This window comes from Streptomyces sp. NPDC058257, from assembly GCF_042881845.1.
Classification (GTDB): domain Bacteria; phylum Actinomycetota; class Actinomycetes; order Streptomycetales; family Streptomycetaceae; genus Streptomyces.
Genome location: NZ_JBHVXJ010000039.1, coordinates 1 through 26,146, shown reverse-complemented (window position 1 = coordinate 26,146; position 26,146 = coordinate 1). Strand labels below are relative to the sequence as shown.

Here is a 26,146-nt window from a genome sequence, read left to right as displayed (position 1 = left end):
TGACAAAGTCCACTGGCCCGACTGGCTGTCGGGCACGCGCCTGCCTACCGTCGGCCCCATGGCTCCGCACCACCGAAATCACGGAACGAGACACCCATGGGCAGCACGTCGTCACGGCGCCGGGCCGATGCCGAGGAGACGAGGATGACAACCGACCCGCTCAGGCAACTGCGCGCGGAGGGACTGTCCTTGTGGCTCGACGGCGTCGACGGCCGGCTGATCGAGAACGGCACCCTCGACCACGCGGTCGACGCCCTCGGTGTCACCGGCGTGACCTGCGCCCCGGCCGGCGACGGCGGTGACCCGGGCGTTCTCGGATCCCGGCAGGGCAGGACCGCCGTCGGCGAGTCGGCCGCGTACGGGGCTGCTCCCGCCGAGGTCGCGCGCACCGTGGCGGCCCGCGGCGCGCGTGCGGTGTGCGCGGCGCTCCTGCCGGTGTGGTCGGCGAGCCGCGGGGCGGAGGGCATGGCCTGCGCGCCCGTGGGCCACACCCTCGACGCGCGGTCCGCACTCGCCGAGGCACGCTGGCTGCACTGGACGGTGGACCGGCCCAATCTGCTGGCCGGGCTTCCCGCCGATCCGGTGGGCATGGCCACGATGAGCGACTGTCTCGCCGAGGGCATCGGGGTCGCCGTGGGCCCTGTGTACGGCGCCGAGCAGTATCACCAGGTCCTCGACGCCTGGCTGCAGGGCCTCGAACGGGCCCACGCCGCCGGCCTTTCCCTGGCCGGGATCCCGGCTGCCGTGCACATCCCGGTCAGCGCGATCGAGGAGGCGGCACGACCGCTGCTCGCCGCACACACCGGGCCCGCCGCGCAGGGCCTCGACCACCGCATCGGCATCGCGGTGGCCCGGCTCGTGTTCAGCGCGTACGAACACGTCCTCGACACCCCGCGCTGGCACGACCTGGTCCGTGCGGGCGCCCGTCCGCACCGCCTCGTGTGGTCGGTGGACACGGATCAGGCCGCCAGGCTCGCCGGCGGCCTGATCGCCGAGGGCACGGCGCAGTCACTGACGGCCGAGGGGCTGCGGCTGCTGTCCGGGTCGGTGGTCCCCATGGAGGGCGACACCCTGTCGGGCCGGACGGCCGCCGCCCACGCCGACCTCGATCTCCTGTCGGACCTGGGCGTCGAATGGCCCCGGCGGGTCAAGGAGCTGGGGCAGGACGCCCCACGCCACCAGAACGACGCGTGGCACGCCCTGGTGGACGAGGTGGCACAGGCGATGGAACAGGCCGGTCGCCACCCCCGCTGAGCGATGCGGGGCGGCGACCGGAGTGCGGGTGTGGACGACGGGTCAGCCCGCGACCGGGGTCAGCGCGCCCGCGCGGCCCGGGAATCCGGCGTCGGTGAGGCCGAGCAGCGGGGCCGACTTCACCGCGGTCTCCTCGAACTCGTCCGCCGGGTCGGACAGCGCGACGATCGCGCCGCCGATCCCGTACGCGGCCCGCCCCGGCGTCAGCACCAGGGTCCGGATCACCACGCTCAAGTCGGCGGCGCCGGAGAGGGAGAAGTAGCCGATGGCGCCCGCGTACACCCCGCGCGGGCCCGCTTCGAGGCGGTCGATGAGCTGCATGGTGCGCAGCTTCGGCGCCCCGGTCATCGAGCCGCCGGGGAATGAGGAACGTACGCAATCGACGGCCGTGACCCCGTGCCTGAGGCGCGCCCGCACCGTGCTGACCAGCTGGTGCACGCTCGCGTACGTCTCCACGCGGAAGATGTCGTCGGCCTCCACGGTGCCGACGTCGGCACACCGCCCCAGGTCGTTGCGGACCAGGTCGACGATCATCAGGTTCTCCGAGCGGTCCTTCTCGCATGCCGCGAGTTCCCTGCGGATCGCCTCGTCCTCGACGGGATCCGCGCCGCGCGGCCGGGTGCCCTTGATGGGCCGCGACTCGGCGCACCCGTCGGCGCTGATCCGCAGGAAGCGTTCGGGTGACGTGCTGAGGACGGAGACGTCACCGAAGCCGAGCAGCGCGCCGAACGGCGCCGGGTGGGAGCGCCGCATCGCCCGGTAGGTCTCCCACGGGTCGGGCGAGCCGTCCGCCTCCGCCATGTTGGTGAGGCACACCTCGTACGTCTCACCGGCCGCGATCTCGTCCTGGCACTCATCGATGAGCGCGAGGTAGCGGTCCCGGTCGTGGCGCAGGCGCAGTGCGGTGAGAGGTTCCTGGGGCGCCGGTGCGGGCAGTGTGCGTCCCGCCAGTGCGCGCAGCCGTTCGGCGGTGTCGTCCAGCCAGGCGCGGGCCGCCCGCTCGTCGCCGTCCTCGGCGAGCGCGAGGAGGTAGCTCGTGCCGGTGTGGTGGTCGAGCACCACGGCCCGGTCGGCGAACACCATCACCGCGTCGGGCTGTTCGGCCCGGTGCGCCGCGTCGCCACCGCACTGTGCCTTGAGTTCGTAGCCGAGGTAGCCGACCCAGCCGAGCGTGAACGCGAAGGGCAGCTCTGGGAGTTGGACGTCGGCGGCGCGCAGGTCGCGGTCGATCCAGTCGAGGAAGTGCTCGGCGACGAGCTGCTCGGCCGGGCCGCCCGCCCCGGACACGGTGACCGTGCCGCTGGCGACGTCGGCGGTCGCGACCCGGGCGAGCGGTCCCGCGGCGTCGCCGAGGAAGGAGAACCGGCCGATGCCGTCGGAGCGGCTGCTGTCCAGCCAGAACGAGTGCGCCGAGCCGCGGAACAGGGCGTCGAAGGCCACCTCGTCGTCCCAGCGCGTGGTGAGGAAGTCGGTGAGCACCCGCAGCCGTCGGCGGGGAGCCGCGGGGGCCGCGGGGGTCCGGGGAGCAGCGGTGGTCCGTACCGGGGACGGTGCCCTACGACGCCTCCCGTTCCCGGAGCGGTCGTGGTGCTCGGTGACCAGTTCCTGGAAGCCGCGCAGCAGCTGGTGCCCGTACGTGGTGCGGATCGACTCGGGATGGAACTGCACGCCCCAGCGCGGCAGTTCACGGTGTGCGATGCCCATCACCGTGCCGTCGTCGCTCCACGCGGTGGCCACGAGTTCGTCCGGCAGATCGGTGACGGCCAGCGAGTGGTAGCGCACCACCTCGAACGGGGTGGGCAGTCCCGCGAACAGGCCCGTCCCGTCGTGCCGCACCATCGACGTGCGGCCGTGCCGGGGCTCGGCCGCACGTACGACCCGCCCGCCGTGTGCGCGGGCCAGGCCCTGGTGTCCCAGGCAGATGCCGAGGACGGGCAGGTCGCCGTGGTCGAGGACGTCCTGGCAGAGCCCGAAGTCCGCGCGCCGCTCGGGGGTTCCGGGGCCCGGCGAGAGCACCACCGCGTCGAAGCCGTCGAGCAGCTCCGGGCGCCACCGTGTCTCGTCGTTGCGCAGCACGACCGGTTCTACGCCGGTCACCTCCGCGATCTGGTGGAAGAGGTTGTAGGTGAACGAGTCGTAGTTGTCGACCAGAAGCGTGCGCACGGGGACCTCGCTGGAGGAAGGGAGCGTTCGGATGGTCGGATACGGTCGGCGGGGCCGGACCGGCGGGCCGCGCGGACCCCTCAGAGCACGGCCGGGAGGATCTCCAGAAGCAGGTGCTCCACCATCATCTCGCCCTCGGGCACGAACTGCGAGCGCAGTGTGCGCAGTTCACGCCCCTCCTGGGCCGCCATGGAGTACAGCTCGTCGAGGTCGCCGCGCGAGCTGAAGTGCAGCAGCGCCGAGCCGTCCGGCGTGAGCCGCTCCCCGGCGCCCGCGAGGAAACGCCGGTGGGCGGCGTAGCCGGGGTCGACGTAGGCCGCGTCGTGCGCGGAGCCGTAGGTGTGCCCGGCCGGCGCCAGGACGTAGTTGGAGCTCCAGAAGACCAGGTCGAAGCGCTCGGCGGGGTCGAGCCCTTCGAACATGTCGCTGTACACGGCCTCGACCCGGTCGGCCACGCCGTGCCGGACCGCGTTGAGCCTGGCGTTCTCGACGGCGCGCGGGTTGATGTCCGACGCGACCACGCGGTCGCAGCCGGCCAGGGCTCCGGTCACCGCGATCATCCCGGTTCCGCAGCCGATCTCCAGGAGGGAGCCGCTGCGGGGCGCGAGGACCTCCTCGGTCCAGCCGAGGAAGTCGAGCCCTATCCGGGTCGACGGCGAGTAGATGGGGGCGAAGACCTCGTCGAGCAGGTCCCAGGTGCGTCCGCGCAGTTCGAAGGTGTGCGGGCGGTCGGCACGGGTGCGTGAGACGGCGCTGCGCGCCAGCGAGCGCTCGTAGTCCCGTACTTCGAATTCCGCGTTGACCGATTCGGCGACAATCTGCTTCTGCTGCATACCGACTGCTCCCCCTGGGTGACCTTCAGCGGTGGTCCCGGTCGCTCTGGTGGGAGCGACCGGATGCCGAGGAGTCTTGTTCGGGGGTGGTCCGGCACGGAAGGTGACCGGTCAACACACCCGAGTGGTCACGGTGGTGCTGTGGCCACTGCCCCGCACCCCAAAGGCGCCCAAGCAGTGACAAAGGCCGCTGGAGAGAGGGCGACGGGAGGCCGGGCATCCGGAAGGAGCAGATCCGTTAATGCACACGAAGAGTTAGCAATTGACCATGGACGGGCACTTCGCTTACATTCCGACCTGTCTCACCTAGCGAGCCACCCCTTGACCTGGAGGACGAGCCTTGACACTGGACTCTGTCCCCACGCAAGCCGCCGCTCTGGCCGTACTCGAACTCCTGGCCAAGGAAGCGCCCGCATCCGCGTACGACGAACTCGCCGCGTCGACACGGCGGCTCGGCGCCTCGGAGGCCGAACTCGAAGAGCTGCGCGCGGCATTGGAACTGGGGCTGGCCGTACGGGCCCAGCTCGGCCGGCGCCAGCAGCGCGAGGCAGGGCTCTCCGCGCTCGTCGACACCGCGCGCGACCTGACGCTCCCTTACGACCTCGACACCCTGCTCAAGGTGATCACCCGACGCGCGCGGCTGCTGCTCAACCTCGACATGGCCTACATCAGCTTCCACGACGAAGAGGCGGGCGACAGCTATGTGCGCACCGCCGACGGGCACGCCACCGCGCTCACCGTCGGCTTCCGGGTGCCGCGCGAGGGCGGTCTCGGCAGCGCCGCGCGGCAGAACACCGCGCCGTTCTGGACCCATGACTACATGGCCGACGACCGCATCACCCACCACCCGGTGATCGACGACGTGGTCCGCGCGGAGGGTCTTCACGCCATCCTCGCCGTGCCGCTGCGCCACCGTGAGACGTCCTTCGGCGTGCTCTACTCCGCCGACCGCGACGTACGCCATTTCACCCCGGGCGAGATAGCCCTGATGTCCTCGCTCGGCGACCTCGCCACGGTGGCCATCGAGAAGGCCCGGGTGCTCAACCAGGCACGGATGGACATCGCCGACCTGGAGCAGTACGGCGCCCGCGCCAAGTCCGAACTGGCCGCCGCCCACCGCGTCAACGGCATCCACCGCCGCATGATCGACCTGCTCCTCGCAGGCTCCGGCCTCGGCGCGCTGACCGAACTCGCCGCGGATTCGCTCGGCGGCACGGTCGCCGTCCTCGACCTCGGCAGCCGTACGCTCGCCGCCACCGGCGACCTGCCCGCGGCGGACCTCGCCCGGGTCGCGGGCGCCTCCTTGGAGGCCCAGGTGGCCCAGGAGCCCATCCAGCTCACCGACACCGGCTGGCTCGCCCCGGTGACGGCCGGCACCGAACGTCTCGGCTCGCTGCTCCTGCACGCCGCCGACGCCCTTTCCCCCACCGACCTCGAACTGCTCCAGCTCACCGCGGGAACCACGGGTGTGCTGCTCCTGATGCAGCGCAACACGGCGGTGGCCGAGAGCCAGGTGCGCGACGAGTTCTTCGACGCGCTGCTCAGCCCCGCGCAGCGCCCGCTGCCCCAACTGCGTGACCGCGCCCGGAGTCTGGGCCTCGATCTGGAGCGCGCGTACACCGCCGTGGTCATCCGGCCCGAGGGCGGCTCGCAGGGCCGTGCCGTGGTCTGGGCGTCGTCGTACGCCCTGCGCTTCGGCGGCCTCTCGCGGGTGCGCGGCGGCTGCATCGTCCTGCTGCTGCCCTCCGAGGACCCCGGCGCCACCGCCCGGCAGATCTCCCGCGAACTCACTCCGCTGCTCGGCCACCCCGTCACGGTGGGCGCGGCGGGCCCGTCCACCCGTATCGAGGACATCGAGCCGACGTACGCGGAGGCGGTCCGCTGCCTCAACGCCCTGAGCGCGCTCGGCGGCAGCGGATCGACCGCGTCCGCCCGCGAACTGGGCTTCCTCGGCCTGCTGCTCGGCGACCGCCACAGCGTGGGCGACTACATCACGCACGCCATCGGTCCGGTCATCGACTACGACACCCATCGCTTCACCAACCTCGTACAGACCTTGGAGGCGTACTTCCAGTCGGGCAGCAGCCCCACGTACGCCGCCGAATCCCTGCACGTCCACCCGAACACCGTCTCGCGCCGCCTGGAACGCATCACCGCTCTCCTGGGCGAGGACTGGCAGGCCCCTTCCCGCGCCCTGGAAGTCCAGTTGGCCCTGCGCCTGTACCGCACCCGGGAGACGCTCGACCCCGAGGCGGGCGAGGGGATAGCGCCCTAGGCCGAGCAGCGGCGGGAGGCCGTCGCATAGCCACCGGAGTGCTGATCGCAGAGCGCGGTGGCCGCGTGGGCCGCGGAGGCGAGCGTGACGTGCCGGTGCCAGCCCTGGAACGAACGCCCCTCGAAGTCGCGCATGCCGACCCGGTCGGACTGGTCGGTGGCGCCGCGTTCGATACGACGTGAGAGATGGGCCAGCCGCATCAGCAAGGCCGGCGGTGCGGTGGTGAGATCGGTCAGCCAGTACCGCTCGGGCCGTCGCCGGGCGTCCGTCCACTCGCCGACGAGCAGCAGCGGCCGACGGGGCTGGGTACGGCGGCGGGGCCCGGCCGCGGATTCGGGTAGCTCCACCCGGACCGCGGCGAGGAAACCGGTGCGTATGGAGCGGTCGGCCCGGTCCTCGTACCGCACCGGGCGTCGCAGTGCGCCTGCGGCGTCGATGACGCGCCCGACGGTGCTCAGTTCCGCCGCCGCGCCCGGCAGTTGGGGATCGGTCACCTGAACAAGCGCTCCGGGACCGACTTCGAGCAGAAACGGCACACCGGCCGACGCGAGCTGCGAAGGGACCATGTCGACGCCCCCCTCGACGGCGTCCATGACGACCGGCAGCCGGGGAAGGGCGCGGGTCTCGGCGAGGTCGAGCACTGCGCGGGCCGCGCAGCCCGCGAGCGTGGTCTCGTCCGGCAGGTGCAGCGCCCAGCTGACCGGAACGCTCGCGTCGTCCGACACGGCCCACATGCCGAAGGCCTGCTGCCCGCTGACCATGTGCCCGGACCCGGCGTCGAAGCGGCGTTCGACGCCGACCGAGTGCGCCCCCGACTTGGGGATGACCATGGGTTTGACCACCCAGGCCTGGAGGTTGAGCAGCCCGTCGAGCTGAGCCGCGAGATTGGCGCGCACCGGACGCCAGTCCCAGGTCGAGCACGAGATGAAGTGGTGCAGACTCTGCTCGCCCGCGGGCATCCCGGCGTGCGCGGCGATGTTACGCATGGTCTTGCGCCCCCGGGCCGTGAGAAGCCCTCGTACGTACAGCTCGGCCTTGCGCCGCTGGTCGGCCCGCGGCAGCGGCTCGAACACCCCTTGGCACAGCGCGCTGACCGCGTCCCGGACCACCCGGCTGCTCTGCGGGCGCGTGAACTGTACGAGTTGCGGGCCCATAAGACCTCGCCCTCCCCCTGAGTCGGTGGCGTCTGTGTCTCCCAGAGCCTCCCCCACGCCCGCCCCACCCACGAGGTCCCGCCGACACACACCACCCCCCGGGTGGTGGTGGGCCCACCACCACCCCCCTGCCAAATCCCCCTCGATCACCCCTCCACGGCCGCTCAGGGGTGTGCCCGGCCCACACCCCGCTGCCTAAACCGGCGCAAACCGGACGACGGAGGCCGACCCGAGCGGCACAGACGCAGCGGTGCCGCGGAGGGACCAGTGCCCACGGCACACCCAGTTCGCCGCTGGCCGGACACACCCAGGTCAAGCACCTCGGGCTGACGACCGGCCGCCGGAATCGGCAAGGCCGCCCGTGCCCGATGAGCGGGCACGGGCGGCCTACCGCCACAACCGGAATCGACCGGCTACCGCGCGGTGAACGCCCGGTTGGAGGACTGCTTGGCGCCCCCTCCATTGATCACGAACTGCGATCCGGGCTCCTTCAGGATGTCGCCGTCGCGCGAGCCGCTGATCGTCACATCCGTGAGCGTCGCGCTGCCGCGTGCGCCGCCCATGGCCAGGATGCCGGAGCCGTTGTTCGACTTGGAGATCGTCACGTCGGAGATCTTCACGTCCGGCATGGCACCGCCACCCGTCTTGAACTGGATGCCGTCGTACGTCGAGTCATGGATGTCGGTGTCGCGGATCGTGACACCGGGGATGTCCGGGCCCTGGGCGAACAGCGTGATGGCGCCGAACTCCTGGTCCTCGTTCCAGAACGCGCCGCCGGTGCGGTAGAGCCCGTTGTTCGCGATCAGCGTCTGCCCGGTGAAGGGAATCGGGTCATGGTCGGTCGCGAGCATGATGCCGGGGTAGTTCATGGTGTCGTACACGAGGTTGTTCTCGATCTTGTTTCCGTAACCGCCGTACACCGCTATGCCGTTGGCGCGCCAGGGCAACTGCACGGTGTTGTTGCGGAAGGCGTTGTCGTGGCCGACGTCCACCGACGTGTCCTTCACGTACTTGCTCGCCCACACGGCGAGGGCGTCGTCACCGGTGTTGCGGAAGGAGGAGTTGAAGACGGTGGAGTTGCGCGTGCCGTTGGTGAAGTTCACGCCGTCCGCGTACGTGTTGCGGATGCGCATCCCGTTGAACTCAAGACCGTCGCCGGGGCCCCACAGCTCCGGGATGTTGCTGTAGTCGCGCCCGACCCAGACACCCACGTTGGCGTGCTCGATCCAGACATCATTGATCTTGGTGTTCTTGCCGAAGCGGCCGTTGAGGCCGACGCCTCCCTCCGCGTTGCCGTCGCCGCCGCGGATGGCGCCCGAGCCGAAGATGGCGATGCCGGAGATCTTGGTGTTGTCGTCGATGTCGAAGCCGAAGTTGCCCTCGTGCGGATGGTTGATGCCGCCCGCCTCGTGCGGCGGGGTCAGCGTGTAGAGCTGGGAGTGCCACATGCCCGCGCCGCGGATCGTCACGTCACGGATGCCCACCTGGTTGAACTGCCCGCGGTTCAACGGGTCGTCGGTGAGGATCTTCTGCTCCTGGCGCCACTGTCCGGCCGGGATCCACACGCAGGCGATGTCGCCGTTCTGGTCGGCGGTCACGGCCCGCTGGATCGCGGCCGTGTCGTCGATGCCGTCGCCCGGGATCGCTCCGTACGTGGTGATCGATGTGCACTCGGCGGGCTTGCTCGCCGGGGGCGCCACCTGCTCCAGATCGACCAGGTCGACGATGTAGAACGCGGCGTCGTCACCGGCGTCGCGCTGCAGCTTGAACTTGGTGCCCTGCGGATACGTCTGCGTGAGCAGTGCGTGCGACTCGTCGAAGAGCCGCCGCGCGTCGCCGCCCGGGGTGTTGGTCAGACCCTCGGGCTGGTCGGTGTTGCCGTACAGCCAGCTGTGCTTGGAGGACAGGTCCAGCTTCTGCACGAACTTGCCGTCCGCGTAGAGGCTGAGGGTCTTCGACTGCCCGCCGCCGCCCGGCGCGTCGGGTATGGAGTTGCGTACGACGATGGAGTTGGCCGCGCTGGTGGAGCTGAACTCCACGAACTGACCGGTGGAGTTGAGGCGGACGGACTTGCGGCCCGAGGATTCGGAGGCGAAATTGGTGTGCCCGAAGGTGCGCACGGCGTCGGCCTCGAGCAGCGTGCCCTCGTACCGCCCGTCCTCCGCCTCGTACTCGGCGTACGGCACGGCCGCCCCGCGCCCGACCACGATGGAGCGCGCGAAGACGTTGTTGTTCTCGTTGGTCTCGGCGACCGCGTTCGTGGCGTCGGCGGTCGCGGTGAGCGTGGCGCCGCCGCTGGTGGCGGTCCAACTGCCGCTGATACTCACGGTGGCCGTCTCACCTGCGGCGATGGCAGGAGCGGTGCCGTTGAGGGTATCGCCGCCCACGGTCAGACGGGTCACGGACCCCGCGCTCACGCCGCTGGTGCCGCGGTTGTGGACCTTGGCGGAGAAGGTGACCTTGGCGCCCACGGCGGGGTTCGCCGGGTTGGAGGTGATCCCGGTGACCTCAAGGTCGGGCCCGGGACTCTGGCCGACCGTCAACTTGCTTTCGGAGGTACGGCTGTTGTTGTCGTCGTTCTGCTCGTCGATCGTGTCACTCGGGTCGACGAGCGCGGACAGGGTGTAACTCCCCTGCGCGCGCTTGCCGATGCCCACCTTGACGACAGCCGACTCACCGGCGCCGAGCGCGGGCACCGGGGCACTGCCCGCGACGGTGCCGCCGAGGCTGACGTTCACCGTGGTCGCACCGGCGGCAGCGTTACCGGTGTTGCGCACCGTGGCGTTCACGTTGATCTCGTCGCTCTCGGAGGGCTTCGCGGGATCCCAGGTGAGGTTCGAGACGGTCAGATCGGGATTGGGTGCCGGGGTGCCGATCACCTGGAACTCGGCCGCCTGGGCGCCGTATCCCGAGCTGTTGCTGAAGATCTTCAGCTGGACGTCGGCGTACCGGCCTGTGACCGGAATGGTCACGGAGTTCCGGTTCCCGGAGGGGTTGAAGGAGTAATCGGCCCGCGCCTTCAGGGACTTGAAGCCCTGAGACGACTGCTCACGCCCGAGCACCTCGATGCTCTGCGTACGCGTCGACCAGGCCGCGTCGGGGTTGAGCTTGACGACGACCGATGCGAGATCGGCGTTGGCGCCGAGCTTCACCGTCAGCGTCGACGGATGGCCGCTCGACTCCCAATAGGTGCTCGTGCTGTTGTCGTTGGCGTTCGTGGCGAAGTAGTTCTGCGTCGACGAGGACGCCTCGATCGGCTTGTTCAGAGCGAGGTTCACGGGCTCGGCCGCGGGCCGCGCGGTGGCCGCGCCGGCACTGACGGGCACCAGGCCCAGGGCTATCAAGCCCGCACTGAGCGCGACGGTGATCAGCCGCCGGCTGCGTTGCTTCCATCTCATGGCGTCCTCTGTTCCACGGGGGGGGGCTGCGGTACCGCGGTGCGCCTTGGCCACGCAGCGCGGGGAGGAGCGGGGGTTCCTGGGCGGCCGGATCACCCGGCATGAACTCACGACTCACATGGGGAATTTGCTGAGTCCAGTCGATTTATTGCGCCCACGAGAGCACAGATTTGCCGCACACCCCAGGAATGTCAACGCTTCGCACACGCCCCTCAACTCCGGGACGGCCCACGCCAGTTCAGACTTCACAGCCACAGCTGACGCCACAGCCCAGGCCAACAGGGTGCCGCGCCGGGGCGGCGGGCATCGGCTCATCCGACCGGCTACGCGAAGTTCTTGCTCGATTTCATCAGGATCTTGCGAAGCGGGCGCCAAATCAGGCGCGAGAAGGCAGAGGGCGGGCTGCCGGACGGCTGGAGCGCCAAGCGGGCGTCACGCCTGAGCACACCGGTGCGGTACTCGCGCCCGGCCCAACCGCAGAAACTCGCCGGACCCTGGTCCGGTGGACGGCCGGGGCTTCCTGCTGCGCACCGTGCGGGCTTCCCGGCCCCGGGTGCGTCCGTGCCCTTCGCCATCCCGGTACGGCGAAACGCAGGATGCGGCCCCGGACGGAACCGCACTGCCGCCGCATCGGGCCGGTGACGTAAGGGATCTGGCGCAGGTACCACTGGCCTTGTGTCTCGCCCTCGATGTGCTCCTCGGTGAAGGTGCGGACATCGCCGGGCGCCGACCGGCAGGCGTGTTCATGACCGCCGAGGGTCCGGGCTCCGGGACCGTAGCGACCCGCCGACGCCCCGCTCTCCAGACGCAGGCGCGCGGAAGACGGCGCCGGGGGCTCTCCCCGTCACCGGTCGGCTGACCTCCGAGGGATCAGGCGTGGCCGCCCGCGACACCCGACATGAGCAGCGCCGCTTCCTCTTCCGGTGTGTCCGGGGGCACGACCAGCAGGTCCCAGCGCCCTCGGCCAGGGCTGAGCAGGACGATGGTGTGCAGGTCCGACACGGTCGGACCGCGGTGCAGTCGTATGACCTGATTGGCCACGAGCATCCGGCCGGGTGCCACCGACCACATCGCCCCGTTGACCGTGACGCTGCTGATGTCACCCCAGCTGGGGGGCAGGCCGGGCAGCAGCTGGGGCAGTTCGGTGAGGACGTCGAACGAACGCGGCCACCAGGCGCCGTCGATGGCCCGGGGCAGGACGCCGTTGGGTGCCAGGGACAGACGGAGAAGAGGAAGGGAGGGAAGCGGAAGTGCCTGGGCGGTAGCCATGAGGCTCCTGTCAGCGTGTGTGACTCAAGGACAGCGGAGAGCGTCAGGGCCGGCGGGCGGCGATCCGGGCCGGCGTCGGCCGGCGCACGTCGTAGGTCCAGCCGAGGCGCTCGAAAAGGCGGATGCCGGCGGCCGACGGGTCGATCCGGCCGCGGTCGGCACCGTGGCGGGCGCTGGTGGGGTCGGCGTGGTGAAGGTCGTGCCGACTCTCCCCGAAGGAGGCTGATGTCCCGTCGTACTCGCTCTGCGGATACGGAACGTGGGTCGGCGGCGTCGCCGTCGCGGGCCTGTCGGACACGAGCGCCATGGCGGGGTACCTCGAACCTCGGTGCGAATGGCGCGGCCGGGGTCCCGGGCTGCCCCTTGAGAGGGAATCGCGAGGACGCAGGCGCTCCGGCGCACCGGCACAGCAAGGGCCCTCGCCGTCACCCTACTCCTGCCGAAAGGCCAAAGAGCCGGACAGACCCGGCCGTCAGCTGCGCGAGGGCCCCGGCGAGGACGAGTTGGGTGGTTCGGGGATCTCCAGGTGTTCGTGGACGACGGCGTGGGCGAGGGAGGGCGCAGATCACACGGATGCCGTGCTCTTCGGCCCACGGGGCGAAGAACGGCCGTTGGCATATCTGGTCAGCGACGTCGAGGACGTCGACGAGTAACGCCTGGCGCCGAGTCCGAACCTGAACGCACGACCCCTCCCGAGGCTGTCAAAGGCCCTTCGCGGCGGGCTCAAGGATCGCCACGCACTCCACATGATGCGTCATCGGAAACAGATCGAACGCCCGCAGCGACCGCACCCGGTATCCACCGTCCCGGAAGTACCCCAAGTCCCGTGCCAGCGCTGCCGGATCGCACGCGACGTACGCGATCCGTCGTGCGCCGAGGCCGGTCAAGTGGCGGACCGTCTGCTTGCCCGCGCCCGCGCGGGGCGGGTCCAGGACGATCAGGTCGACCTCCGTGATGCCGGTGCGCGGCAGGGTGGCCTCGACCTTGCCCTGTTCGATGCGGACGCGGTCGAACGCGGCGAGGTTGTGGCGGGCGTCCTCGACCGCTCGCTTGCCGGACTCGATGCCGAGGACCGCGCCCTTGTCACCGACCCGGTCCGCGATCGCGCCCGCGAACAGGCCCACGCCGCAGTAGAGGTCCAGGGCCGTGTCGCCCTTGCGGGGCGTCAGGCCCTGCATGACCGCGAGCATCAGGGTCTCCGCGGCCTTCGGGTGGACCTGCCAGAATCCGCCGTTGCCGACGCGGTACGTGCGGCCGTCGGCGCGCTCACGGACGAAGGGGCGGCCGTGGACGCGGTGGACGCCGCCGTCCTGTTCGGCGATGCGCAGGACCGAGACCGGCTTGTCCAGCTCGACGAGGGGCAGCCGCGCGCCCGGCTTCGGTTCCAGGATGACCTGGCGGTCCTGGGAGCCGGTCGCCGCGATCGCCTCGACCGACTCCATGCCGGACCAGTCGTGCTTCTCGATGCCGAGCTCCGAGACCCCGGGGGCGGCGATCATGCAGTGCTCGACGGGCTCGACCTCGTGCGAGCGGTGGCGGCGCAGACCCGCGTTGCCGTCGGGGTCCACCGCGTACTGGACGCGCGTGCGCCAGGCCGGGACCTCGCCCGAGGGCAGCTTGTCGCCCTCCGCCGGGACGACCGTGCCGTCCCAGCCGGCCTCCTCGGGGGTCAGGCCCGCCAGGCGCTGGAGCTGCTCGGTGATGACCTCGCCCTTGAGGCGGCGCTGTGCGCCCGGCTTCGCGTGCTGCCAGTCGCAGCCGCCGCAGCGGCCGGGGCCCGCGTACGGGCAGGGTGCCTCGACGCGGTCCTTGGAGGGGTCGAGGACCGTCACCGCGTCCGCGCGCAGGAAGCGGGACTCCTCGTCACCGTCGGTCACGCGCGCGATGACCTTCTCACCGGGGAGCGTGTGCCGGACGAACAGCACCCTGCCCTCGGCCGTGCGGGCGACGCAGTGGCCGCCGTGCGCGACGGGGCCCACCTCGACCTCGTACTCCTGCCCGACGAGCGAGGCCGCCTGCGAGCCCTCCTTCGAGTTCCCCGCCTGCGATTTCTTCGGTTCTGCCTGCATGGCGGGGTGACTCCACAACGTAAGGGGGCATCGGCCGAAGGAAACGGCCGGACAACAGCCCACCAGTCTACGTGGGTGTTGTCCGGCCGCTCACCAGGAGCCCGGGCACGGGTCAGCCCTTGCCGCCGTTCCCGCCGCCGTTCCCGCCGCCGTTGCCGTTGCTCGGCTCCTTCGTGCGCTTCTCCACCGGTCCCCGCCGCACCGCACCCGGCGCGTTCCACTCCGACCGCTTCCTGGCCCGCTTCTTCGCGGCCTCGGAGGAGTCGAGCTGGTAGGGGACGGATGTGACCATCACGCCGGGAGTGAAGAGCAGGCGGCCCTTGAGCCTGAGCGCGCTCTGGTTGTGCAGCAGGTGCTCGTACCAGTGGCCCACCACATACTCCGGGATGATCACGCTGACCACGTCGCGCGGGCTCTCCTTGCGCAGGCCCTTGACGTACTCGATGATCGGCCGGGTGATCTCGCGGTAGGGCGAGTCGAGGATCTTCAGCGGGACATGGATGCCGCGCCGCTCCCACTCGGCCCTGAGGGCCTTGGTCTCTGCCGCGTCGACGTTGATGCTCAGTGCTTCGAGCGTGTCCGAGCGCATCAGCTTGGCGTAGGCAAGGGCGCGCAGCGTCGGGCGGTGGATCTTGGAGACCAGGACGATGGAGTGCACGCGCGAGGGGCGCACGCTGTCCTCGGACGGGGTGTCCGGAGCGGCGATCTCCTCGGCGACGCGGTCGTAGTGGCGGCGGATCGCGGACATCGTCGCGTAGAAGATGCACATGCCGAGCAGGGCGACCCACGCGCCGTGCGTGAACTTCGTGACGAGTACGACGACCAGGACCATGCCCGTGAAGAAGGCGCCGAAGGTGTTGATCGCCCGCGAGCGGATCATGTGGCGGCGCTTGGCCTGGTCCCTCTCCTTGCGCAGATGGCGGTTCCAGTGCCGGACCATGCCGATCTGGCTGAGCGTGAAGGAGACGAAGACGCCGACGATGTAGAGCTGGATCAGACGGGTCGAGTCCGCGCCGTAGATGACGACGAGCAGCGCCGCGGCGCCCGCGAGCAGCACGATGCCGTTGGAGAACGCGAGCCGGTCACCGCGGGTGTGCAGCTGACGCGGGAGGTAACGGTCCTGCGCGAGGATCGAGCCGAGCAGCGGGAAGCCGTTGTACGCCGTGTTGGCCGCGAGGAAGAGGACGAGGGCCGTGGCCGCCGCGAGGACGATGAACAGGAAGCTGCCGCTGCCGAAGACGGCCTCGGCGACCTGGGAGATCACCGGGTTCTGTACGTAGTCGACGCCGACCGGCACTCCGTTGTGGAAGAGGTCCTTGCCCGGGTACTCCGCCATGCGGACCTTGGTCGTCATGGCGAGCGCGATGATGCCGCAGAACATGGTCACGGCCAGGGCGCCCATCAGGGCCAGGGTGCTCGCCGCGTTCTTGCTCTTGGGCTTGCGGAAGGCCGGGACGCCGTTGCTGATGGCCTCGACGCCGGTGAGTGCCGCGCAGCCCGATGAGAAGGCCCGCAGCAGCAGGAAGACCAACGCGAAGCCCGCGAGGCCCTGATGCTCGGGCTTGATCACATAGTCCGCGGTGGGCGCCTTCATCGTCTCGCCGAGTACGACGCCCCGGAAGGCTCCCCAGGCGATCATGATGAAGACGCCTGCCACGAAGACGTAGGTCGGGATGGCGAAGAGCTTCCCCGACTCCTTCACGCCGCGCAGGTTCATCACCGTGAGGAGCACGATGACGGCGACGGCACAGAGCACCTTGTGCTCGACGACGAACGGAATCGCCGAGCCGAGGTTCTCGATGCCCGAGGAGATCGACACCGCCACGGTCAGGATGTAGTCGACGAGCAGGGCGCTCGCGACGGTGAGTCCGGCCTTGGGACCGAGGTTGGTGTTGGCGACCTCGTAGTCGCCACCACCGCTCGGGTAGGCGTGCACGTTCTGCCGGTACGACGCGACGACGGTGAACATCAGCACCACGACCGCGACGGCGATCCAGGGGCTGAAGTGGTACGCCGACACACCCGCGATCGAGAGGACGAGGAGCACTTCTCCCGGGGCGTAGGCCACGGAGGAGAGCGGGTCGGACGCGAACACGGGTAGAGCGATGCGCTTCGGCAGGAGGGTTTCTCCGAGCCGATCGCTGCGCAGTGCGCGCCCGATGAGGATCCGTTTGGGCACGTCGGTCAGTTTGGACACGCAGAGGATCGTAAGCGTTCGAATGGGTGCCCGCCCACCCACCACCCCCTAACTGCTCGGGTTAGCCACGACGCGCCGTCCGGGGCTCCGCCCAATGCCCGGAAAGCGGACGCTCATCGGTGGTCTGCGGTACCTCCGGTGCCTCCGGTACCTCCTGCGCCCCGTACGTCTCGTACGCCCCATGGCGAGTCCCGTACCGATCGGACACACGTTCCTCGGCGCGGCGGATCGCGCGGGACGGCCACCAGGTGGCGCGGCCGAGCAGCAGCAGCGCTGACGGCAGGATCATGATGCGAATCACCACCGCATCGAGCAGAACGGCCGCCGCCAGGACGAAGCCCATCTGCTTCATCTCCAGGATGTGCAGCATCACGAAGCTCGCGAAGACGGTGACCATGACGATCGCGGCGCTGGTGACGACCTTGGCCGACGAGCTGATGCCCTGGATGACGGCCTGCCGGGTGGGCACGCCGTTCAGCGCGGCCTCCCGGATCCGGCTGACCACGAACACCTGGTAGTCCATCGAGAGCCCGAAGAGGATCACGAAGAGGAAGAGCGGAACCCGCGAGGAGATCCCGCCGAGCGAGATGAACGAGAGCAGTTCCTCGGCCCACTTCCCCTGGAAGACCAGGACGAGCAGCCCGAGCGCGGACGCGGCGGAGAGCAGGTTGAGCACGATGCCGAGCAGCCCGAGGACGACGGAGCGGAACGCGAAGACCGTCATGGCGAAGGTCATCAGGAGGAGGAAGCCCAGGACGAGCGGCAGCTTCTGGTTCTGGTGCTCTACGTAGTCGGTGCCGCGCGGCACCTCGCCGGTGACGGCGGTCTCGACGCCGGGCAGCTTGCCGACGGTCCCGGGGATGTAGTCGTCGCGCAGGTGGTCGAGGGACTCCTCAGCCTTCTCCGAGTACGTCGGGTGCGGGGCGTTCAGCTCCAGGGTGGTGGTTCTGCGGTCCTCCGAGGAGCGCAGGAGCGGAGCACCGGAGAGGTGCGAGAAGAGCGGGTCGGACTTCGCCCCGCGGTCAAGATCCGTCAGGGCCTGCCGCACGTCGGCGGCCCGCGATGCCTCGGCCCGCACCACGACCAGGTGCCTGACGCGCTGCTCCGGGAAGGCGTCGAGCAGCCGGTCGTACCCCTTCATCGCCTCGATGTCGCGCGAGAAGCTGTCCCGCGCGGGGTTCTTGAGGTTCATGTTCAGGGCGGGCAGCGCGAGCCCCAGCATGACGAGCACCGACAGGCACAGGGTGAGCGCGGGGCGGTTGCGAGCGGGCGCGAGCAGCACGTTCCAGGCGCGGCCCGGCTTCTTCTCGCCGTACGTACCGCGGACCGGCTTGCCCTGCGCGAGCCGCTTGGCGGCACGGCGCTCGGTACGGCGGCCGAGCTTGACCAGGAGCGCGGGAAGCACCGTCACCGAGCTGACCACGGCGACCGCGACGACCAGGATGGTGCCGGTGGCGAGGGAGTCGAAGATGACGTCACGAGCCAGGAAGAGCGCGGTGGTGGAGACGATCACGGCGAGTCCGGAGACCACGATGGCGCGGCCCGCCGTCGCGGCGGCGGCCTCTACCAGGGCCTCGGAGGTGAGACGGCCGCCCGCGCGGGCCCGCTCCTCACGTTCGCGCTTGAGATAGAAGAGCGTGTAGTCGACTCCGACGGCCATGCCGATGAGCAGGATCATGCTCATCCCCACGCCGGTGTCGGGCAGCAGGTGCGAGGCCAGCATCGCCAGGCCCATCGTCGCCATGATCGAGGTCACCGCGAGCAGCAGCGGTACACCGACCATGACCACCGAGCCGAACACCAGGGCCAGCGTGATCAGCGTGGCGGGCAGCGTGATCGCCTCGGAGAACTGCAGGTCCTTGTCGCGCTGGTCGTCGACGCCCTTGCTCACGGAGGCGTCGCCGGTCTCCTCGATCACCAGGTCCGGGTGGGCCTTCGCGGCCTCCTCGGTCTGGGCCCGGAGCGGGGGGACGCTCTCCTGATCCTCTTGCTCGGAGCCGTTCAGCTCCACCGGGACCCGCAGGACCCGTCCGTCGGCCGACTTCACCGGCGCCGCCACCGAGGCGACCTCGGGCAGCGACTTCATCCGGGCGGTGATGTCCTTGACGGCGGCATCGGCGGCCGCCTCGTCCAGCGGCCCCGACTCCGCGCGGATCAGCACCTGCTCCGTGGGCCGCAGCTGCACGCCGCCCCCGGTCGCCAGGGCCTCGGCGCGCCCCGCTTCCCCGACGCGGAAGTCCTCCGATGTCGCGCTGTTCATGCCGGCGGCCATCCCGCCCCCCAGGCAGAGCACCACGAACACCAGCCACCCGATGACCGCCCGCCCCGGATGCAGCGCGCTCCATCTCGCCACGCGCACCGTGACCGATCGCTTCCCCATGACCATCCCCGCCCCTTCGTCAGCCTCTGGCCTTCATGTGTAAGCGGAGACTGACAGGTGAAGGAATGAACCGTCAACTGTCATTAATGACTAGGGCAAGCGGATTGACAGTGGATCCCGTCATGCGTAAGTCTTGGCTGACAGGTTTCGGTCGACAGGTCTCGGTCGACAGGTTCCGTGACCAGCGAGAAGACCAGCGAAAAGGCGGGCCATGGACAGCGAAGAGCTGCTCGCCTTCCTCTCCGCCGTCGGCCATGCCCAGCGGATCCGGATCATCACCGAGCTCGCCCCGGGACAGCTGTACGTCAGCGAACTGGCACGGCGGCTCGGCGTCTCCCGGCCCCTGCTCTACATGCACCTCGAACGCCTGGAGAAGGCCGGTCTCGTCGTCGGCCGCCTGGAGCTCTCCGACGACGGCAAGGCGCTCAAGTACTTCGAACTCGCGCCGTTCGACGTGCGATTGAACGTGGACACGATCCTCGCGGCCGTCCGGCAGGACGCGTCGGACGAGGCAGGGCAGCAGCACTCACCAGAGGGGTCTTAATGGACGACGTGATCATCCCGGTCGCCTTCTTCCTGATACTCGCCGGCGCGATCGTGGCAGTCGCGTACTTCCAGACGCAGCGCAACCGCGAGCGCGACCGCCAGTACGCCGAGGCGATGGAGCAGTACCGCGACGTGGTCGAGCGCGCCAGGTCCGAGCAGGAGGCGGCGCGGCTGCAGCTCGTCGAGATGGGCTACCGGCTGAAGTCCGTCGAGGGCCTGCTGCGCAGCGTGGACTGAGTCCGCGGCAAAGACTGCGTACCGGCAGGTGCACGGGGGTGCCCTCCACGGACCGCGCGTGTGTAGCTTGGGCGTCGGTCTGAGACGCTTTTACCGTTCAGCCTGAGCAAAAAGTATTGACACAGCCGGAAGGACGGGCGTGCACATCGTCATCATGGGCTGCGGGAGAGTCGGATCGGCTCTCGCGCAAACCCTGGAACAACAGGGGCACACGGTCGCCGTGATCGACCAGGACCCCACCGCCTTCCGCCGTCTGGGCTCCGGCTTCGGCGGTCGCCGCGTCACCGGTATCGGCTTCGACCAGGACACCCTGCGCGAGTCCGGCATCGAGGAGGCGGGCGCCTTCGCCGCGGTCAGCAGCGGCGACAACTCGAACATCATCGCCGCCCGCGTGGCCCGCGAGATGTTCGGCATCGAGAACGTCGCCGCCCGCATCTACGACCCGCGGCGCGCCGAGGTCTACCAGCGCCTGGGCATCCCCACCGTCGCCACGGTCCGCTGGACCGCCGACCAGATGCTGCGCAGGCTGCTGCCCTCCGGGGCCGAGCCGCTGTGGCGCGACCCCACCGGCGGCGTACAGCTCGCCGAGGTGCACGCGTCCGAGGCCTGGATCGGCCACAAGATCAGCGAGCTCCAGGAGGAGACCGGCGTACGCGTCGCCTTCCTCACCCGGCTGGGCGAGGCGGTCCTGCCGACCTCCCAGACGGTGCTCCAGGAGGGCGACCTGGTGCACGTGATGATGCGTACCGACGAGGTCGAGAAGGTCGAAGCGGCGTTCGCCGAAGGCCCTGAAGAAGGCGGTCAGTGATGAGGGTCGCCATTGCCGGAGCGGGCGCGGTGGGACGTTCCATCGCCGGTGAGCTCCTGGAGAACGGGCACGAGATTCTGCTCATCGACAAGGCGCCGACCGCCATCTCGGTCGAACGCGTCCCGCAGGCGGAGTGGCTGCTCGCCGACGCCTGCGAGATCACCTCGCTCGACGAGGCCGCGCTCCAGCGCTGCAACGTGGTGATCGCCGCGACCGGCGACGACAAGGTCAACCTCGTCGTCTCGCTGCTCGCGAAGACCGAGTACGGCGTCCCCCGGGTCGTCGCCCGCGTGAACAACCCCAAGAACGAATGGCTCTTCAACGAGTCCTGGGGCGTCGATGTCGCGGTCTCGACCCCGCGCCTGATGTCCGCGCTCGTCGAGGAGGCCGTCAGCGTCGGCGATCTCGTCCGGCTGCTCCGCTTCAGCCACGGCGACGCGAACCTCGTCGAGCTGACCCTGCCGCCCGAGTCGGCCCTCGCGGGCACGACGGTCGGCGACGTCCAGTGGCCCGAGGACACCTCCCTCGTGACGATCATCCGCGGCACGCGCGTCCTCGCGCCGACCCCGGACGACTCCCTGGAGGCGGGCGACGAACTCCTCTTCGTGGCGGCCCAGGCCCGCGAGGAGCAGTTGGAGGACCTCCTTTCGGTACGCCGGGAGGACGCGGCGAGCTAGGCGCTTCGCTCGCTCATACGCGGATGGGGGCGCCCGGATCACTCCGGGCGCCCCCATCCGCGTACAGGCAAGTGCCTTGGCGATCAGGCCTCTTTGCGATGCTGGCCCGCGGCCTTGCGCTCCTTCTCGGCGTTCTCCTCCGCCTCCATCTCCGCGAAGACGTCGATCGGCGCGGGCGCCTTCGCGAGGAAGACCCAGGTCAGCCAGACGGCGAGCAGGAACGGCGGGATCTTCAGGGCGATCAGGACCCAGCCGAACTGCGTCGTGTCCCCCCACCAGTAGAGCGGGAAGAGGATCGCGCACTTGGCGAGCAGGATCAGGCCCCAGGCCCAACTTGCCTTCGTGTACGCCTTCTTGCGGCCCGGGTTGCGGGTCCGCCAGGAGAGGTTCTCCTTGAAGACCGGGCCCAGGATCAGGCCGATCAGCGGGACACCCGCGAGGGCCGTGATGATGTAGGCGAGGGCGAGGCCCAGGGTGTAGAGCATGCCCGGCAGATAGAAGTCCTTGGCGTTGCCCGTCATCATCGCGAAGACCACACCGAAGGCGACACCGAAGACGCCGCTGAAGGCGTGCTTGACGGTGCCCTTCATGACAAGGCGGACCACCACGAGCACCAGGGACACCGCGAGGGCCGCGATGGCCGACATGTGCAGGTCCTTGTTGATCGTGAAGATGGTCACGAAGAGGAGGCCGGGGACGACGGTCTCCACCATGCCCCGCACGCCGCCGAACGCCTCGAAGAGCGCGGCCTCGGTCACGGCCCTGGAATCCGCTTCCTGGTCCGTGGCTGTGCGGTCCGTGGCTTCGTGGTCCGTCTCCGTCGGCTTGTCGAGGGACGTCACCGGCTACTCCCGTCCGAGGGGTCTGAGTTCGTACTTCGGGTTGAAGAGCACCCGGCGGCCCCGGCTCATCGAGACCCGGCCGGAAGCGATCAGCTTGCGCCCCGGTTCTATCCCCACGATGGAGCGCCTGCCGAGCCACACCACGTCCAGTGCCGCGGAGCCGTCGAACAGCTCCGCCTCAAGGGCGGGGACGCCGGCGCGTGGTCGCAGGGTGACCGTGCGCAAGGTACCAGTAACCGTGACTATCTGGCGGTCTTGGCAGTCTCCGATACGGGTGCACCCCGCCGTCTCGGTGTCCTCGCGCAGCTCCTCCGACTCCAGGTCCTCCTGCGAGGACGACAGCCGGTCGAGCATGCGCCGGAAACGGCCTGCCGGCTTCGCGGAACCAGGAACAGCACTCATACACGAAGCGTACCGGGGGTCGCCGACAGTGCCGCAACGGGTGCGCTCACCTGTGCCTGTGCCCGCTCAGTCCGACCCGGAACCTTGACTCACCGCTCGAACCTGTAACCCATTCCCGGCTCGGTGATGAAGTGCCGCGGATGCGCGGGGTCCGTCTCCAGCTTGCGCCGCAGCTGTGCCATGTAGACGCGCAGGTAATTCGTCTCCGTGCCGTACGAAGGGCCCCAGACCTCCTGGAGCAGCTGCTTCTGGCTGACCAGGCGCCCTGTGTTGCGCACCAGGACTTCGAGCAGATGCCATTCGGTGGGCGTCAGGCGTACGTCGCGCCCGCCGCGGTTGACCTTCTTTGCCGCCAGGTCGACCGTGAAGTCCTTGGTGTCCACCATCACGTCGTCCTCCCCCGCTCCCGCGGGCTCGGCCCTGCGGATGGAGGCGCGAAGCCGGGCCAGGAGCTCGTCCATGCCGAACGGCTTGGTCACGTAGTCATCGGCGCCCGCGTCGAGCGCCTCGACCTTCTCGTCCGAGCTGTGCCGCGCGGAGAGCACCAGGATCGGCACGCGCGTCCAGCCGCGCAGCCCCCTGATGACGTCGACCCCGTCCATGTCGGGCAGGCCGAGGTCGAGCACGATCACGTCGGGGTGCCTTGCGGCGGCGAGCTGGAGCGCGGTGGCTCCGTCCGGGGCCGCGTCGACGTCGTACTTGCGCGCCTTCAGGTTGATCACGAGGGCGCGGACGATCTGTGGCTCGTCGTCGACCACGAGCACCCTCGTGGGGGTCCTGGGGTCTCCCCCGGGAGAGTGCGGCATGCGCGTCTGCCTTTCGGGCCTGTGGGTCTTGTCGGCGGGGGCCGTCTTGTCGGTGCGGGCGGTCATGAGGTGGCCTGGGCGGAGAGATCCGGCAGGACGGGCGGTCCGCCCGCCGCCGCCCGCAGGGTGAGGACCATGGTGAGGCCGCCGCCCGGGGTGTCCTCCGCCTCGAGCGTGCCGCCCATGGACTCCACGAAGCCGCGTGCGACCGCGAGGCCCAGGCCCACGCCCGCGCCGCGCGGAGCGTCACCGTAGCGCTGGAACGGCTCGAAGATGCGGTCCTTGGCCCCGTCCGGGACACCGGGGCCGCGGTCCACGACGCGCAGTTCGACGCGGTCGCCGAGCGTGCTCGCGGAGACCAGGACCGGTTCGGCGTCGAGGCTGTACTTGACGGCGTTCTCGACGATGTTGGCGACCGCGCGCTCAAGGAGGCCCTTGTCGACGGTGACCATGGGCAGTGTCTCGGGGATGTCGAGGTCCGCGCTGCCGTCGGGTACGCCGCCCAGCGCCATCGGGACGACCTCGTCGAGGTCGATCTCGCGGATCAGCGGGGTGACGGTGCCGGTCTGCAGGCGGGACATGTCCAGGAGGTTGCCGACCAGGTGGTCGAGGCGGTCGGCGCCGTCCTCGATGCCTTCGAGGAGCTCGGCCTGGTCCTCGTCGGACCAGGCCACGTCGTCGGAGCGCAGGGAGGAGACGGAGGCCTTGATGCCCGCGAGGGGCGTACGCAGGTCATGGCTGACGGCGGCGAGCAGCGCGGTGCGTATGCGGTTGCCCTCGGCGAGGGTGCGGGCCTGCTGCGCCTCGTCCTTCAGGCGCCTGCGGTCCAGGACGACGACGGCCTGCGCGGCGAACGCGGCGAGCACCCTGCGGTCCTCGGCGGGCAGCACCCGGCCGGACAGGGCGAGCGCCATGTGGTCGCCGACCGGCATGTCCACGTCGGCGTCCTCGGGGCGCTCGATCGTACGGCCCTCGCCGACCCGGCCGGCGCAGGTCCAGGGGGCGACGTCGCTCGCCCGCTCCAGGAGGGCCACGGAGTCCATGCTGAATGTCTCGCGCACGCGTTCGAGTAGAGCGTCCAGGCTGGTCTCGCCGCGCAGCACGCTGCCGGCGAGGAAGGAGAGTATCTCCGACTCCGCGCGCAGCCGGGCGGCCTGGTGGGTACGGCGTGCGGCGAGGTCCACGACGGAGGCGACGGAGATCGCGACGCCCACGAAGACGACGATCGCGACGATGTTCTTGGAGTCGGAGATCGTCCACAGATGCTGCGGCGGCGTGAAGAAGAAGTTCAGGAGCAGCGAGCCGAAGGCCGCCGACGCCAGGGCCGGAAGGAGGCCGCCGAGCAGCGCGGCGGCGACCGTGAGCGTCAGAAAGAGCAGCATGTCGTTGGCGAGCCCGAGGTTCGCGTCGACATGGGTCAGGAGCAGGGTCAGGAGCGCCGGGCCGCCCACGCCCACCAGCCAGCCCCAGATGGACCGGGAGCGCCCGAGCCGTGCCCCGCGCGCCACGGGCAGGCCGCGCCCCTTGGCGACCTCGCCGTGCGTGACGATGTGGACGTCCAGATCGGGACCCGATTCGCGGGCGACCGTCGCGCCGACGCCGGGCCCGAAGATGTACTGCCAGGTCTTGCGGCGGGAGGAGCCGAGGACGATCTGGGTGGCGTTGACGCCGCGGGCGAAGTCGAGCAGCGCGGCAGGTATGTCGTCGCCGATGACGTGGTGGAAGGTGCCGCCCAGATCCTCCACGAGGGTGCGCTGGACCGCGAGCTCCTTGGGCGAGGCCGCGGTCAGACCGTCGCTGCGGGCGATGTAGACGGCGAGGATCTCGCTGCCCGAGCCCTTGGCGGCCATCCGCGACGCACGGCGGATCAGGGTGCGGCCCTCGGGGCCGCCGGTCAGGCCGACGGCGATGCGCTCGCGGGCCTGCCAGGTGGAGCGGATGTCGTGCTCGCCGCGGTACTGCTGGAGGTATTCGTCGACCCGGTCGGCGACCCAGAGCAGCGCCAGCTCGCGCAGGGCGGTGAGGTTGCCGGGCCGGAAGTAGTTGGACAGGGCCGCGTCGACCCGGTCGGGCTTGTAGATGTTGCCGTGGGCCATGCGGCGGCGCAGCGCCTGTGGCGACATGTCGACCAGCTCTATCTGATCCGCGCGCCGCACCACCTCGTCCGGCACGGTCTCGCGCTGGCGTACGCCGGTGATCGACTCGACGACGTCGCCAAGCGACTCCAGGTGCTGGATGTTCACGGTCGAGACGACGTCCATGCCCGCGGCGAGCAGCTCTTCGACGTCCTGCCAGCGCTTGGCGTTGCGGGATCCCGGGACATTGGTGTGCGCCAGTTCGTCCACCAGGGCGACGGCGGGCGCCCGCTCCAAAACCGCGTCCACGTCCATCTCGGTGAACAAGGTGCCTCGGTAGTCGAGGTCCTTGCGGGACACCTGCTCAAGGCCGTGCAGCATCACTTCGGTGCGGGGCCTGTCGTGGTGCTCCACGAAGGCCACGACGCAGTCGGTGCCGCGCTCGATGCGGCGGTGGGCCTCGGACAGCATCGCGTACGTCTTGCCGACGCCCGGTGCCGAACCGAGGTATATCCGAAGCTTGCCGCGTGCCATGGCCCCATTGTCTTCCCGAATCCGCTCTGTACGCAGCGTCGACCTTACGGCTAACAATTCCCGCGAAACGGACGAAGGTGCGCCCGGGGGCTCTCTTTGACGCAACCCTGATGTGCCAGGTCGGGGATGAGGCAGGTCGGGGATGAGGCAGGTCGGGGATGAGGCAGGTCGGGGATGAGGCAGGTCGGGGATGAGGCAGGTCGGGGATGAGGCAGGTCGGGGATGAG

18 protein-coding genes and 1 pseudogene are annotated in these 26,146 nt (G+C 70.1%); 6 read left to right on the top strand and 13 right to left on the bottom strand.

Translation table 11 applies throughout. The annotated features are described in order from the left end of the window. Nucleotides 1–144: 144 nt before the first annotated feature. On the top strand, nt 145–1,254 hold the full coding sequence (locus ACFVXC_RS41710) for a transaldolase family protein (RefSeq protein WP_389916956.1): 1,110 nt from the start codon (nt 145–147) through the stop codon (nt 1,252–1,254). A 42-nt stretch (nt 1,255–1,296) separates the two neighbouring features. On the opposite strand, the gene pabB is transcribed toward ACFVXC_RS41710, so the two are convergent. Together pabB and ACFVXC_RS41700 are read right to left on the bottom strand one after the other, a co-directional pair. Beyond that, the gene (pabB, locus tag ACFVXC_RS41705; RefSeq protein WP_389916954.1) at nt 1,297–3,417 is read right to left on the bottom strand and encodes an aminodeoxychorismate synthase component I; all 2,121 of its coding nucleotides are present in this window, start codon (nt 3,415–3,417) and stop codon (nt 1,297–1,299) included. A gap of 80 nt (nt 3,418–3,497) precedes the next feature. Beyond that, nucleotides 3,498–4,250, bottom strand: a complete 753-nt coding sequence (locus ACFVXC_RS41700) for a methyltransferase domain-containing protein (RefSeq protein ID WP_389916952.1) — start codon at nt 4,248–4,250, stop codon at nt 3,498–3,500. Between the two features lie 340 nt (nt 4,251–4,590). On the opposite strand from ACFVXC_RS41700, the gene ACFVXC_RS41695 reads away from it, so the two are divergent. Continuing rightward, entirely contained in the window at nt 4,591–6,525 is a 1,935-nt protein-coding gene (locus ACFVXC_RS41695; protein WP_389916950.1) for a helix-turn-helix domain-containing protein, read from the top strand. Here the strand turns inward: ACFVXC_RS41695 and ACFVXC_RS41690 are convergent. The 7 genes and pseudogenes from ACFVXC_RS41690 to ACFVXC_RS41660 all read right to left on the bottom strand — a co-directional run bounded on the left by ACFVXC_RS41690 (nt 6,522) and on the right by ACFVXC_RS41660 (nt 18,992). Next, complete coding sequence (locus ACFVXC_RS41690) at nt 6,522–7,679, bottom strand: IS701 family transposase (protein ID WP_389916948.1); 1,158 nt, start codon at nt 7,677–7,679, stop codon at nt 6,522–6,524. The genes ACFVXC_RS41695 and ACFVXC_RS41690 overlap by 4 nt on opposite strands. A gap of 413 nt (nt 7,680–8,092) precedes the next feature. Continuing rightward, nucleotides 8,093–11,077 carry a CARDB domain-containing protein gene (locus ACFVXC_RS41685; RefSeq protein ID WP_389916946.1) on the bottom strand — a complete coding sequence of 995 codons (2,985 nt, stop codon included), beginning with the start codon at nt 11,075–11,077 and terminating at the stop codon, nt 8,093–8,095. 870 nt (nt 11,078–11,947) lie between these two features. After that, nucleotides 11,948–12,346, bottom strand: a complete 399-nt coding sequence (locus tag ACFVXC_RS41680) for a DUF5994 family protein (RefSeq protein WP_389916944.1) — start codon at nt 12,344–12,346, stop codon at nt 11,948–11,950. 43 nt (nt 12,347–12,389) lie between these two features. Beyond that, nucleotides 12,390–12,566 (bottom strand): annotated as a pseudogene (locus ACFVXC_RS41675) (acyl-CoA desaturase); the annotation flags it as partial. A 481-nt stretch (nt 12,567–13,047) separates the two neighbouring features. Then, nucleotides 13,048–14,415, bottom strand: coding sequence for a class I SAM-dependent RNA methyltransferase (locus ACFVXC_RS41670; RefSeq protein WP_389916942.1), 1,368 nt, complete (start codon nt 14,413–14,415; stop codon nt 13,048–13,050). A 112-nt stretch (nt 14,416–14,527) separates the two neighbouring features. Further along, nucleotides 14,528–16,612 carry an APC family permease gene (locus tag ACFVXC_RS41665; RefSeq protein ID WP_389916940.1) on the bottom strand — a complete coding sequence of 695 codons (2,085 nt, stop codon included), beginning with the start codon at nt 16,610–16,612 and terminating at the stop codon, nt 14,528–14,530. A 61-nt stretch (nt 16,613–16,673) separates the two neighbouring features. Continuing rightward, the gene (locus ACFVXC_RS41660) at nt 16,674–18,992 is read right to left on the bottom strand and encodes an MMPL family transporter (RefSeq protein ID WP_389916938.1); all 2,319 of its coding nucleotides are present in this window, start codon (nt 18,990–18,992) and stop codon (nt 16,674–16,676) included. A gap of 211 nt (nt 18,993–19,203) precedes the next feature. Here ACFVXC_RS41660 and ACFVXC_RS41655 point away from each other — a divergent pair, with 211 nt between their 5' ends. From ACFVXC_RS41655 to ACFVXC_RS41640, 4 genes are all read left to right on the top strand, one after another. Continuing rightward, a complete protein-coding gene (locus tag ACFVXC_RS41655; RefSeq protein ID WP_389916936.1) occupies nt 19,204–19,536 on the top strand; it encodes an ArsR/SmtB family transcription factor in 333 nt (110 codons plus the stop codon). Next, the gene (locus ACFVXC_RS41650; RefSeq protein ID WP_389916934.1) at nt 19,536–19,775 is read left to right on the top strand and encodes a hypothetical protein; all 240 of its coding nucleotides are present in this window, start codon (nt 19,536–19,538) and stop codon (nt 19,773–19,775) included. Before ACFVXC_RS41655 ends, ACFVXC_RS41650 begins: the two co-directional genes overlap by 1 nt. A gap of 139 nt (nt 19,776–19,914) precedes the next feature. Continuing rightward, nucleotides 19,915–20,583, top strand: a complete 669-nt coding sequence (locus ACFVXC_RS41645; protein WP_389916932.1) for a potassium channel family protein — start codon at nt 19,915–19,917, stop codon at nt 20,581–20,583. Beyond that, the gene (locus ACFVXC_RS41640) at nt 20,583–21,260 is read left to right on the top strand and encodes a TrkA family potassium uptake protein (RefSeq protein WP_361842937.1); all 678 of its coding nucleotides are present in this window, start codon (nt 20,583–20,585) and stop codon (nt 21,258–21,260) included. Before ACFVXC_RS41645 ends, ACFVXC_RS41640 begins: the two co-directional genes overlap by 1 nt. 83 nt (nt 21,261–21,343) lie before the next feature. Here ACFVXC_RS41640 and ACFVXC_RS41635 read toward each other — a convergent pair whose 3' ends face one another. The 4 genes from ACFVXC_RS41635 to ACFVXC_RS41620 form a co-directional block, all read right to left on the bottom strand. Then, nucleotides 21,344–22,102 (bottom strand): DUF3159 domain-containing protein, encoded by a 759-nt coding sequence (locus tag ACFVXC_RS41635; protein ID WP_389916930.1) that lies wholly within the window; start codon nt 22,100–22,102, stop codon nt 21,344–21,346. Nucleotides 22,103–22,105: 3 nt separating this feature from the next. Then, nucleotides 22,106–22,504 (bottom strand): OB-fold nucleic acid binding domain-containing protein, encoded by a 399-nt coding sequence (locus ACFVXC_RS41630; protein ID WP_389916928.1) that lies wholly within the window; start codon nt 22,502–22,504, stop codon nt 22,106–22,108. A gap of 89 nt (nt 22,505–22,593) precedes the next feature. Next, on the bottom strand, nt 22,594–23,310 hold the full coding sequence (locus ACFVXC_RS41625; RefSeq protein WP_389916982.1) for a response regulator: 717 nt from the start codon (nt 23,308–23,310) through the stop codon (nt 22,594–22,596). Nucleotides 23,311–23,372: 62 nt separating this feature from the next. After that, on the bottom strand, nt 23,373–25,919 hold the full coding sequence (locus ACFVXC_RS41620; protein ID WP_389916926.1) for an ATP-binding protein: 2,547 nt from the start codon (nt 25,917–25,919) through the stop codon (nt 23,373–23,375). Nucleotides 25,920–26,146: the final 227 nt, after the last annotated feature.

Coding starts and splice junctions, on each gene's coding strand:
- ACFVXC_RS41670 (WP_389916942.1), bottom strand. CDS start 14,415: ATGCAGGCAGAACCGAAGAAATCGCAGGCGGGGAACTCGAAGGAGGGC.
- ACFVXC_RS41630 (WP_389916928.1), bottom strand. CDS start 22,504: ATGAGTGCTGTTCCTGGTTCCGCGAAGCCGGCAGGCCGTTTCCGGCGC.
- ACFVXC_RS41660 (WP_389916938.1), bottom strand. CDS start 18,992: ATGGGGAAGCGATCGGTCACGGTGCGCGTGGCGAGATGGAGCGCGCTG.
- ACFVXC_RS41625 (WP_389916982.1), bottom strand. CDS start 23,310: ATGCCGCACTCTCCCGGGGGAGACCCCAGGACCCCCACGAGGGTGCTC.
- ACFVXC_RS41710 (WP_389916956.1), top strand. CDS start 145: ATGACAACCGACCCGCTCAGGCAACTGCGCGCGGAGGGACTGTCCTTG.
- ACFVXC_RS41620 (WP_389916926.1), bottom strand. CDS start 25,919: ATGGCACGCGGCAAGCTTCGGATATACCTCGGTTCGGCACCGGGCGTC.
- ACFVXC_RS41685 (WP_389916946.1), bottom strand. CDS start 11,077: ATGAGATGGAAGCAACGCAGCCGGCGGCTGATCACCGTCGCGCTCAGT.
- ACFVXC_RS41640 (WP_361842937.1), top strand. CDS start 20,583: ATGAGGGTCGCCATTGCCGGAGCGGGCGCGGTGGGACGTTCCATCGCC.
- ACFVXC_RS41680 (WP_389916944.1), bottom strand. CDS start 12,346: ATGGCTACCGCCCAGGCACTTCCGCTTCCCTCCCTTCCTCTTCTCCGT.
- ACFVXC_RS41655 (WP_389916936.1), top strand. CDS start 19,204: ATGGACAGCGAAGAGCTGCTCGCCTTCCTCTCCGCCGTCGGCCATGCC.
- ACFVXC_RS41650 (WP_389916934.1), top strand. CDS start 19,536: ATGGACGACGTGATCATCCCGGTCGCCTTCTTCCTGATACTCGCCGGC.
- ACFVXC_RS41690 (WP_389916948.1), bottom strand. CDS start 7,679: ATGGGCCCGCAACTCGTACAGTTCACGCGCCCGCAGAGCAGCCGGGTG.
- ACFVXC_RS41700 (WP_389916952.1), bottom strand. CDS start 4,250: ATGCAGCAGAAGCAGATTGTCGCCGAATCGGTCAACGCGGAATTCGAA.